The organism is Macrococcus animalis (assembly GCF_047425875.1).
Taxonomy (GTDB): Bacteria; Bacillota; Bacilli; order Staphylococcales; family Staphylococcaceae; genus Macrococcoides; species Macrococcoides animalis.
Genome location: NZ_CP179727.1, coordinates 1687932 through 1699827, shown reverse-complemented (window position 1 = coordinate 1699827; position 11896 = coordinate 1687932). Strand labels below are relative to the sequence as shown.

10 protein-coding genes are annotated in these 11896 nt (G+C 34.6%); 1 reads left to right on the top strand and 9 read right to left on the bottom strand.

All coding sequences use genetic code 11. The annotated features are described in order from the left end of the window. Positions 1-11: 11 nt before the first annotated feature. Positions 12-1457 (bottom strand): Asp-tRNA(Asn)/Glu-tRNA(Gln) amidotransferase subunit GatA, encoded by a 1446-nt coding sequence (gene gatA, locus ACMGE9_RS08855; RefSeq protein ID WP_414042437.1) that lies wholly within the window; start codon positions 1455-1457, stop codon positions 12-14. 3 nt (positions 1458-1460) lie between these two features. Then, positions 1461-1760, bottom strand: a complete 300-nt coding sequence (gene gatC, locus ACMGE9_RS08850; protein WP_414042436.1) for an Asp-tRNA(Asn)/Glu-tRNA(Gln) amidotransferase subunit GatC — start codon at positions 1758-1760, stop codon at positions 1461-1463. A 166-nt stretch (positions 1761-1926) separates the two neighbouring features. On the opposite strand from gatC, the gene putP reads away from it, so the two are divergent. Beyond that, the gene (gene putP, locus ACMGE9_RS08845; protein WP_414042435.1) at positions 1927-3456 is read left to right on the top strand and encodes a sodium/proline symporter PutP; all 1530 of its coding nucleotides are present in this window, start codon (positions 1927-1929) and stop codon (positions 3454-3456) included. Between the two features lie 57 nt (positions 3457-3513). On the opposite strand, the gene ACMGE9_RS08840 is transcribed toward putP, so the two are convergent. From ACMGE9_RS08840 to ACMGE9_RS08810, 7 genes are all read right to left on the bottom strand, one after another. Next, positions 3514-4692, bottom strand: a complete 1179-nt coding sequence (locus ACMGE9_RS08840) for a CamS family sex pheromone protein (protein ID WP_414042434.1) — start codon at positions 4690-4692, stop codon at positions 3514-3516. A 19-nt stretch (positions 4693-4711) separates the two neighbouring features. Then, positions 4712-6694 carry an NAD-dependent DNA ligase LigA gene (ligA, locus tag ACMGE9_RS08835; RefSeq protein ID WP_414042433.1) on the bottom strand — a complete coding sequence of 661 codons (1983 nt, stop codon included), beginning with the start codon at positions 6692-6694 and terminating at the stop codon, positions 4712-4714. Positions 6695-6697: 3 nt separating this feature from the next. Continuing rightward, positions 6698-8857: a DNA helicase PcrA gene (gene pcrA / locus ACMGE9_RS08830; RefSeq protein WP_414042432.1), complete on the bottom strand. Its 2160-nt coding sequence runs from the start codon at positions 8855-8857 to the stop codon at positions 6698-6700. Positions 8858-8861: 4 nt separating this feature from the next. Then, positions 8862-9545 (bottom strand): heptaprenylglyceryl phosphate synthase, encoded by a 684-nt coding sequence (locus tag ACMGE9_RS08825; protein ID WP_414042431.1) that lies wholly within the window; start codon positions 9543-9545, stop codon positions 8862-8864. 136 nt (positions 9546-9681) lie between these two features. Continuing rightward, positions 9682-10605: a D-alanyl-D-alanine carboxypeptidase family protein gene (locus tag ACMGE9_RS08820; RefSeq protein ID WP_414042430.1), complete on the bottom strand. Its 924-nt coding sequence runs from the start codon at positions 10603-10605 to the stop codon at positions 9682-9684. A gap of 21 nt (positions 10606-10626) precedes the next feature. Further along, complete coding sequence (locus tag ACMGE9_RS08815) at positions 10627-11331, bottom strand: D-alanyl-D-alanine carboxypeptidase family protein (protein ID WP_414042429.1); 705 nt, start codon at positions 11329-11331, stop codon at positions 10627-10629. Between the two features lie 73 nt (positions 11332-11404). Further along, positions 11405-11707: a YerC/YecD family TrpR-related protein gene (locus ACMGE9_RS08810; protein ID WP_414042428.1), complete on the bottom strand. Its 303-nt coding sequence runs from the start codon at positions 11705-11707 to the stop codon at positions 11405-11407. Positions 11708-11896: the final 189 nt, after the last annotated feature.

Below are 11896 nucleotides of genomic sequence, written 5' to 3'. Positions count from 1 at the left end.
GTAAATTCTCCTTATAATGATTGATAGCGTTCTGACATATTAAATACTTGTTCGTAGTTATATGCAACGTTGTATAATAATTTTTCGTCAAATGGTTTACCGATTAATTGCAAGCCAATTGGACGTCCATTTGCTTCACCACATGGTACTGAAATTGATGGCAGACCTGCTAAGTTAATTGGAATTGTTAAAATATCATTTGCGTACATAGTTAATGGATCATCAATTTGAGCGCCTAAATCAAATGCGACAGTAGGAGCAGTTGGTCCAACAATCACATCATAATCAGCAAAGATACGTTCAAAATCTTGTTTGATTAATGTACGTACTTTTTGAGCTTTTTTGTAATAGGCATCGTAGTACCCTGAACTCAATGCATATGTACCTAACATAATACGACGTTTAACTTCATCGCCAAATCCTTCTTGACGTGTTTTCTTATATAATTCTTCTAGATTCTTTGCACCTTCTGCTTGATAACCGTAACGGATACCATCAAATCGTGCTAAGTTTGCTGAAGCTTCACTTGAAGAAAGAATATAATATGTTGCAACTCCATATTTAGAATTTGGTAATGAAACCTCTGAAATTTCAGCGCCCATTTTCTCAAGTTCTTTAATTGCATTTTGAACTGACGTACGTACTTCAGCTGATACACCTTCACCTAAATATTCCTTAGGCACAGCTACACGTAACCCTTTAATATCTTCTTCAATTGTAGAAGAAAAATCAACATCTTCAACAGGTGCACTTGTTGAATCCATATTATCGTGACCTGAGATGATTTCTAACACTTTAGCGTTATCTTTAACGTTTCTTGTAATCGGCCCGATTTGGTCAAGTGAAGACGCAAAGGCAACTAAACCAAAACGAGATACTCGACCGTAAGTTGGTTTCATACCTACAACCCCACAGTATGAAGCTGGTTGACGAATAGATCCACCTGTATCACTACCTAAAGAAAATGGTACTAAACTCGCTGCAACCGCAGCTGCACTACCACCAGATGAGCCGCCAGGAACTGCGCTGTGGTCAAATGGATTTACTGTTTTTTTGTAGAATGAATTCTCTGTAGAACCACCCATAGCGAATTCATCCATATTTAATTTACCGACGATAATTCCATTCTCTGCATTTAATTTATTCATTACTGTCGCATCATATACCGGATTAAATCCTGTTAAGATTTTCGATGCACAAGTCGTTTCTAATTCTTTTGTAACAATGTTGTCTTTAATTCCCATAGGAATACCAAAAAGTTTCCCGGTAGGTTCTTGATTATCCATCGCTTTCGCTTTATCCATTGCAACTGCTTCATCTAAAGCTAAAAAAGAATTAATCGTTGCATCATGTTGTTTTATATTATTAAATGTTTCTTCAATTAATTCAGAAGGTTTAACTTTCTTCTCTTGAATCAATTTTGTTAAATTTTCTATAGATTCATATCTTAATGACATTTGTTATTCTCCTCCGTCTAAAATCGATGGCACTTTAAATTGACCCGCTTCAGTGCTACGTGCATTCTTTAAAATTTCTTCTTGCGTTAAGCTCTTATTTGCAACGTCTTCACGCAATACATTTTGAAGATCTAATACGTGGAATGTTGGCTCAACATTCTCTGTATCTACCTCTTCTAATTGATCTGCAAAGTTTAGAATTGCTTCTAATTGTGAGCTAAACTTTGATGCTTCTTCTTCAGTGATTTCAAGACGTGCTAAATGTGCAACGTGCTTCACTTGCTCGGTTGTAACTTTTGACATGAATATATTCCTCCTGAACTTTGTATCATCCTTAGATTTTATCAAATTTTCGGGGAAAAATCTAAAATTATTAAAATATATCTATGAAAACGCTTTAATAAAGCTTATAATTTAGTTGTACAAATATTCTGATTTAAAGTATTAAATGATAAAAGGGGGAAAATTAATGTTTTTATTAGGAAATACGTTTCAAAACGTCAAGATTGAAGCAACTTGGATGACGTATGTGATGATTGCTGTATATTTTTTAATTCTTTTAGGGATCGGTTATTATGCTTACAAACAATCAACAAGTACGTTAGATGAGTACATGCTTGGTGGACGTAATTTAGGCCCGTTAATAACAGCATTATCAGCAGGTGCTGCTGATATGAGTGGATGGATGTTAATGGGATTACCAGGATCTGTTTATTCGACGGGTATTTCCGCAGCTTGGATTGCAATTGGATTAACTTTTGGAGCATGGCTAAACTACATTTTAGTTGCACCACGTTTACGTGTTTATACAGAACTTGTAGATAACGCAATTACAATTCCTGACTACTTTGAAAAGCGTGTGAGCGATCATACACGCATTCTAAAAATTATTTCAGGTTTAGTTATTGTTGTGTTCTTTACGCTTTATACACATGCCGGAATGGTATCTGGTGGCGTATTATTTGAAAGTGCATTTGGATTAAACTATCATGTTGGATTAATCTTAACTGCAGGTATTGTAATTCTTTATACTTTATTTGGTGGATATTTAGCAGTTTCACTTACCGACTTTTTCCAAGGAGTCATCATGTTAATTGCGTTAGTACTTGTACCTATCGTAGCGATTACAAAATTAAATGGATTAGAAGTATTTGATACAGTTGCAGAATTGAAACCGACTAACTTAGATATCTTTAAAGGAACAACGACTGTTGGTATTATTTCTTTACTTGCTTGGGGATTAGGATACTTCGGACAACCACATATTATCGTTCGCTTTATGTCAATTAAATCTCATAGAATGTTACCAGCTGCACGTCGTATTGGTATCTCTTGGATGACAATATCATTAATTGGTGCTGTTGTAACTGGTCTAGTTGGGATTGCATTTGTTAATCAATCAGGCACAAAATTAGATAACCCAGAAACAATTTTCGTTGTCATGAGTCAAGTACTCTTCCACCCATTAATTGCAGGTTTCTTCTTAGCAGCAATTCTAGCGGCTATCATGAGTACAATTTCTTCACAATTACTCGTAACAAGTTCGGCATTAACACAAGATTTCTATATGTTATTCACGAAATCAAACTTACAAGATAAATCTCGTGAGAAAGAGTTTGTAATGATCGGAAGACTTTCAGTTTTATTAGTAGCTATCATTGCAGGTGCTATTGCCTGGAGCCCAAATGATACAATCCTTAACTTAGTCGGAAATGCTTGGGCAGGATTTGGTGCAGCATTTGGACCACTCGTTTTACTATCATTATACTGGAAAGGTTTAACAAAACACGGTGCGATTACTGGTATGGTATTAGGATCAATTACCGTTATATTCTGGATTTTGATGAAATCACATGGCGGAATATTCGAATACTACGAAATCATTCCTGGATTCATAATCAGTTTCGTATCAACTGTATTAGTGTCTATGGTTACACCGAAACCAGAACAACGTATTATTGATGAATTTGATGAAATGAAACGTATTGTTAGAAGTTAATAATAAAATAAACCCACAAGCAATGTTGTAGTGTTATTGCTTGCGGGTTTATTTATTTTATTGTCTATATACGTGTATTGTCGGTTCATTATCACCTTTATTTTTCACTATTAACGCTAAAGGTTTATCGTTATCAACGATTGAGATTTCTACGTTATCAACTTGTCTAAAATTCTTCATCGCTAGGTCAGCAATATATTGCGTAACCCCAACAACTTCAGCTTTACCAAAATAATCAAGTGGTACATTAATATTTAATTCTTTAATAGAATCATTTACAAAGTAACCCGTTCCTATTGATTGTGTAAAGTTCGGAAAGTATGTTTGTAATTGATCATTAAATTGTCTATAGTCATTATTTAATTTTTCATTTAATTTATCTGCTTCAGTTGAAGGTAATAACACGTACTTTTCTTTAATCGGCTTCCATTTTCCAATTTTTTTACTATTCTCTTCACTCACAGCATACGAAACAAAGTTCCCTGGGGTAATACTTTCAGCTGACGATTGAATAAAGATAGCAATTGTTATTGGTATACCTTTCAGCTCTTCTTTCACGCGTAACCTAGACAATATTTCTTCAGCCATAATCTTACCTTTTTTCTCAACTTCTTCTTTATCTAATTCTTCACTATATACTTCACCGAAATCTTCTTTTTGGTAATAATAAACACTGTTCATTGCAAGACCTATCGTCATACCAGAAATTTTCTCGCGTTTTGCATCAGATTCTGTAAAATAATCCTGTTCGATAATATGTGACAAATAGGCAGGTGACTCTTTTGCGATTTTTGTAGGATTTGTTTCACCTTTATGCGACGGATTTAAACCGAAGTTTGCATATGCATTTTTTTCAATCCGTTCATCTTTATCCATCTTATCAATTTCAGCTTTTGTGTACTGTGGTTCTAGATAACTTTCTACTGCATTCTTCGTTAATAATTGTCCGTCTCTATATAAATATTCATCCGGTGAGAATACATTCTTACTGATACGTAAAAGGCCTGTTTCAAATGCTTCTCCGTTATAACTGCTCGACATATTTGTACTCGTTAAACCACGTGCCTGACTTTCTTTGAATGGTAATAACGTTCTAAAATAATCGTTTGATATTTGAATATCTGTGGCAATTTGCTTTTCTTCTTTTTCTTTTGTTTGTTGATTGGATGTTGTATCAGCATTTGAACAACTCGCTAAAATGATCGTCGATAATACTAAATAGCCTAATCGTTTCATCTTTTTCTCCTAACTATTATTACTTCAGTGCATCTATCATCATGGTCTCATTCCATACTTCTATACCTAAAGATTCCGCTTTTGCTAACTTGCTTCCTGCATCTTCTCCTGCAATCACTAAGTCTGTCTTCTTTGTCACAGAACTCGTTACTTTCGCACCTAAATTAGATAGTGCTTTTGTAGCATCTCCTCGTGACATAACACTTAACTTTCCTGTTAATACAATCGTCTTATTACCGAATACAGGATGAATCTCAATATTTTCTTTTTTTTGTCCATTATAACGCATATTCACACCACTTGCTGCAAGCTTATCGATTAATTTAATAATATCTTCATTTTGCATATAAGTTACTAATGACTGCGCCATTTTGTGCCCTATATCATCAATCTCAGTTAACTCTTCTATTGTAACAGATTTTAAGCGTTCCATTGTATGATATTCTTGAGCTAATATTTGACTTGCCTTCGCACCTAAATGACGAATTCCCAGACCAAAGAGTAATCGTTCTAATGAATTTGATTTCGATGCTTCAATCGCAACTAGTAATTTATCTACTTTCTTTTCACCCATTCGATCAAGAGGCAAAAGTTGTTCTCGTTCTAAATTATAAATATCTGCTACATCATTGATAATCTCTTCTTGATATAAACTTTGAACGATTCGTTCACCTAGACCATCAATATTCATCGCTGTCCTTGAGACGAAATGAATAACGCCTTCTACAAGCTTTGCATCACATTTCGGATTGATGCAACGGAGTGCTACTTCATCTTCTATACGCACGAGTTCATGACCACAAGATGGACAAACTTCAGGCATATGATATACTTCTGTACCTTCTGGTCGACGTTCTAATACAACACGAACAACTTCAGGAATAATTTCACCTGCTTTTCGAATGACGACTGCATCTCCAATACGGATATCTTTTTCGTGAATTAAATCTTCATTATGAAGAGAAGCACGTCCAACAGTTGTACCCGCGACACTAACAGGTTCTAAAATTGCAGTTGGCGTGACAACACCTGTTCTACCTATTGATAATTCAATATCATTTAAAGTAGTCACAACTTCTTCTGCTGGAAATTTATAAGCAATTGCCCATTTTGGTGATTTCGCTGTAAAGCCCAATTCATCTTGCTTCGCTAAATCATTCACTTTAATGACAATCCCATCAATATCATAATCCAAGTCGTTACGTTTTTCTGTCCACGATTGAATATATTCAAACACTTCCTCCATATCTTTACATAAACGACGTTCCGGGTTTGTCTTAAAGCCAATGTCATCTAAACGGTCTAATGCGTCACTTTGACTTGTAGCGTTAATTTCACGTAAATCATTTACACTATACAAAAAGATATCTAGTTTACGTTTTGCAGCTAACTTTGAATCTAACTGACGCAATGATCCTGCTGCTGCATTTCTAGGATTAGCTGCAAGTTGCTCACCAATTGCTTCACGTTGCTTATTTAGGGCTAGGAATGACTTTTTAGGCATGTAGGCCTCACCACGAACTTCAAATGTAAGTGGTTCATTAATCGTTAACGGAATTGCATATATTGTTCTTAAATTTTCAGTGATATTCTCACCCGTTGTACCATCTCCACGTGTTAATCCTTGTACAAACTTTCCATCAACATACTTTAATGAAACTGCTAATCCGTCTATTTTAAGTTCGACCATATATTCAACATCACCGACTTCATTCTTAACACGTGTGTCGAAGGCTATTAAATCTTCTTCACTGAAAGCATTTCCTAAACTCAGCATAGGTGTATCGTGATTGACTTTTACAAACTTCGATAACGGTTCTGCACCAACACGTACGGTTGGAGATTCTTGCGTTTTTAGTTCTGGATGCTTTTCTTCAATTGCAATCAGTTCATGTAGCAGTTTATCGTATTCTGCATCCGGTACTGATGGGTTATCTAATACATGATACTCATAGTTATATTGGTGTAAAAGCTGATGCAGTTCTTGTACTCTTTTATCCATGAGTTACTCCTTTTTCTCAATCGGTGCAAATTGACTAAGTAGTCGCTTCATACCTACTGATTTAAATATAATATCTAGTTCAGTTGAACCATTCTTTTCACTTACATTGCTGACTAAACCTTCCCCCCATGATTTATGCATTACTTTGTCACCTATTTTATAATCACTAGATGTAGATGGGCTCGTATTAGAAATACGATTCGCTGGTCCTCGTCTCACACCTTTTGGATAGCTTGGACGCACTGGTGTGTCTAATATATCATCAGGAATTTCTGAAATGAAACGCGACTTTCTATTTGCTTGAGTACGCCCATATAAACTACGAGTATCTGCATGTGTTAAATACAGGTGTTCTTCGGCACGTGTAATTGCTACATACATTATACGGCGTTCCTCTTCCATTTCAGAATCACTATTTAGACTTCTAGAATGAGGAAAGATTGTTTCTTCAAGTCCAGCAATAAACACAACTTTAAACTCTAAACCTTTTGCCGAGTGCATCGTCATTAATGTAATACCCGCTTCTAAATCAGCATTGTCGACATCTGCAACCAATTGTAAATCCGTTAAGAAGTTAATAAGTGATTGTTCTTCATCCGGTGTTTCTTTCTCATAGTCTTTGGGCACACTCATAAATTCTTGAATGTTTTCGATACGCGATTGTGACTCTAATGTGTTCTCTGCTTCAAGCATACGCATATAACCTGTCTTATCCAATACTTCTTCCGTTAATTCTGTGATACTTAAGAACTCTTGTTGTTTCATGATATTATCTAACATATTATAGAACGCAACAAGCTTCTCTGTTGTCTTCTTTGGTAAGCCAATAAAATCAACTTCAGCTAGTGTGTCGAAATAACTCAAGCCGTTATTTTCCGCATACGCAATTATTTTCTCTAAAGCTGATGGACCAATCCCACGCTTAGGCGTATTAATGATACGTGTGAAACTAATATCTTCATTGCTATTAGCAATCAATCGCAAATAACTTAAGATATCTTTAATTTCTTTTCTGTCGTAGAATTTCGTACCCCCCACCATCGTGTAGCTTACATTCGATTTCATTAATGTTTCTTCCAGTACACGTGATTGCGCATTTGTACGATAAAGAATTGCCATATCTTTCAATTCATATCCGTCACGCTTTTTCTTTAAAATTTCTGACACGATATATTCAGCTTCTGAACGTTCTGATTGCGCTTTATAATAATTAATTTTAGAACCGTGATCATTGTCTGTCCATAAGGCTTTAGGCTTACGCTCTGTGTTGTTCTTAATGACTTCATTCGCTGCAAACAATATATTTTTCGTAGATCGATAATTTCTTTCTAAAAAGATTGTCTTCGCATTTTGATAGTCTTTTTCAAAGCTTAAAATGTTATATATATCCGCACCACGCCATCCATAAATTGATTGATCAGAATCCCCTACGACACATAAGTTCTTAAACTTATCTGCAAGCATTTTTACAAGCATGTACTGCGCTTTATTCGTATCTTGATACTCATCCACATGGATGTATTGAAATTTATTTTGGTAGTAATCTAATACATCAGGTACGCGTTCAAACAACTTTAATGTCATCATAATTAAATCATCAAAGTCTAACGCGTGATTTTTTAATAATTTTTCTTGATATTGCTTATATACTTTAGCAATCATCACACTCATATAATCATTCGCATCGACTTCAGCATCATCTGGCGTTTTCAAATCATTCTTTAAATTAGAGATTTCACCAACAAACATTCTTGGATCATATTTTTTTGGATCAATATTTTCTTTCTTTAATATATCTTTAACGACTGAACGCTGATCTGTCGGATCTAGAATTGTAAAGTTACGTTCAATACCAATGCGATCAATATCACGTCGTAGAATTCGAACACACATTGAGTGGAAAGTAGAAATCCAAATGACATCTGATGACTCACCGATGATATTTTTTACTCGCTCTTTCATCTCTTTTGCAGCTTTATTCGTAAAAGTAATTGCTAATATTTTATACGGTGATACATCTTTCTCATCAATTAGGTATGCAATACGGTGTGTTAACACACGCGTCTTACCCGAACCAGCACCGGCCATAATCAGTAAAGGTCCTTCTGTAGTTTTTACAGCGTTACTTTGTTCTTCGTTCATATTCTTTAATAAATCATTCACAATATTAACCCCTAACTTTTACTGTTTGTAATGCGCTTTCTATATCCGTATAAATAACGTTGCCAACAACAATTGTGTCTGCCACATTGAACATCTCTTGTGCCTTTTGAAGTGAATCTATGCCACCACCATAAATTAACCGTGTATTTATCAATTTATCTTTAGCTGCTTTCACCATATGGACCTCACCATATGTACCACTATATTCTATGTACATCGCTTTTAAGCGATATAAATGTTCAATCATTTCTGCATATGCTACAATATCTTCCTTGTCTAAGTCTGTCTTACTATCTGTAAGTTGCGCGACTTTGCTGTCTGGATTGAGAACAATGTATCCTTCCATTGAAAATAAATCATAATCCATCATATGACCCATCTGTTTTATAGCTTCGTGTAACATCCCGTTGTGAAAATGAACATTATCACTGTTTAACACTGAAGGGATCAAATAATGATCGAATCCAGGAATAGCACTTTCAAGATTAGAAATTTCTAATACACAAGGTACCGGATAACGACGTACACGACTCATTATATCTAACACATTCTCCAATGTGACATTATCTGTACCCCCTATAATAATCGCATCTGTACCTGATTCACAAATACGTTCTAAATCTGAATCACTTATTTCTTTTGCCGGGTCTAATTTGAATATATGTTGCCAATCTTGAATTTCGTACATAAGGTGTCTCCTTTTATAATAATAATGAATATTATATCATTTTTTGTACTAATATTAATGTAAAACAAACGTATGTTTGCACAAAAAAACACCTACAAAGAGGTGCAAAATAAATATGCTTAAATACTGAAATTGATTACTCTGTTGTCTCAAGTATTGTATTGTGTATTTCTTCAGTGTTAACAAATGGTTGCTCTGTCGTTATTGGGGATATAGAGGTTGGTTCTTCCGTTGAAACTTCTGGAATAATACCTTTTTCTTCTGTTGTAACGGGGTGTTCTGATATTACGGGAGTTTCTGTCGTTAAAGATTCTTCCGTTACTACTGGATGTTTTATGACCCGCTTTTTAATTGTAGGCTTTTTATATACCCCTAAATATTCTTCAAGTGTTTTTCCAGATTTAAATAAGTTCAGCGCATGTTTTTTACCCACATAGCGAATATGCCATGGTTCATATTGATACCCAGTAATATGCGATTGATTTTTTCCATATCGAATAATAAATCCATATTTATGAGCGTTCTTTTCAAGCCATTTACCTTCTTGAGTCTGACCGAACTGGATACTCGTGTTGGCAGTTGATTCAACTGAACCTATGTCATAAGCAAGACCTGTTTGATGTTCAGATTGTCCAGGACGTGCACTATATGATTCAGCAATCTGCTGGCCATCTATAGCAACAAATTTCTCATATAGTTTTTCCTGTGCTGCGTAACTTCTATAGCCACTTCGAATAACAAGATGCATATGCTCATTTTTAGCATCTTGAATCATATGATTTAATATCTTTCGTACTGTTTTATTCTCTCCAGGATTATATGTCGATGGTAAACTTATTTTTTTATTTACAATGATTAAACCATTAATATACGTAACACCCTTAATCTCTTTTCTACTGTATAGAGGTGCTTTCTTTTTAGGTTTTACCACCTTTTCAGAAACTTTTTCAATCGACTTTTCTGTTGTCTTCTCTTCTACCGATGTATCATCTGTGACTTTCATTTCTTTTTGGCTACAGCTTGTCAGTAATAACACAGATACCAATAATAATTTTTTCATTTAATTCTCCTTAAAATCTTACTACTTTAGTCCAACAAATTCTTCTAACGTTAATCCACTTTCCATTACTTTTTTTGCGTTTTCTTTTCCAAGGTATCGTAAATGCCATGGTTCATATTGGTACCCAGTAATATCTGTTTTTCCTTTTGGATAACGAATGATAAATCCATATTCATGAGCATGAGCTTTTAGCCACTTACCTTCAAGCGTGTTCTCAAATGATGATTTAAAGTCATCTGTTGCAGCAACGTTTCCTAAATCAAAAGCAAGACCAGACTGATGTTCTGAATGTCCAGGACGCGCACTATACGTATCAGCTTTCTTTTGTCCATCACGTGCTACATACCCATTATACAGCTCGATTTGAACATCATAACTTCTAAAACCACTACGTAATACAATGTTTAAACCACTTGCATTTCCTTCTTGCATCAGTTTGTTGATTGCATCTAATGCTTTTGGGTCATCACCAGGGGCATAATCTTTAGGCAACGCGATTTCTTTATTTACGATTAATATATTATCTATATAGGTAATCCCCTCTTTAACAACTTTTTTGTGTTGTGAAGATTTATCTTGATTTGAATCATTTTTATCTATGGATTTTTTTCCCGTTTGATCCACTGTTTTCTGAGCATTTTCTGACGTTTTAGAGGCTTTTTCTGTATTTGAATTGTTACATGCAGCAAGCAATAATACACATAATAAAATAATTGATTTTTTCATCTCGTTACCTCGTTTCTAACCTATTATATGACAAAAAAAATACTGAATCAAATATGACCCAGTACTTGGAAATTTAAGATTTTGTTTCTATATTCATTCTGTCTAAAACCATAGTATATGCATCATTACCCCATTGCAATGAACGCTTCACTCTTGAAATTGTAGCAGTAGAGGCTCCCGATTCTTTTTCAATAGCTGCATATGTGTAACCTTGCTTAATCATTTTAGCAACAAGTAATCGTTGAGATAAAGATTGGATTTCATTCACTGTACAAAGGTCATCAAAGAATTGATAACATTCTTCACGAGATTCTAGCGTTAGAATTGCATCGAACAATTCATCGAGCTGCTTCCCCTTTAATTTTTCGATTTGCAATAAAAACACCCCTTAATCATTTTTTATATCTATAGTTTAACGCATTACATTGGTAAAGTACAGTAATTCATCATATATAAACACTAGTATACATCTATATATTATACTTTAATATTATTCATTTAATTCAAAAAAGTAAATCTTTTTGTGATTGTCTATTTGTTAAGTTATGTAAAAAAAGAATCTCCG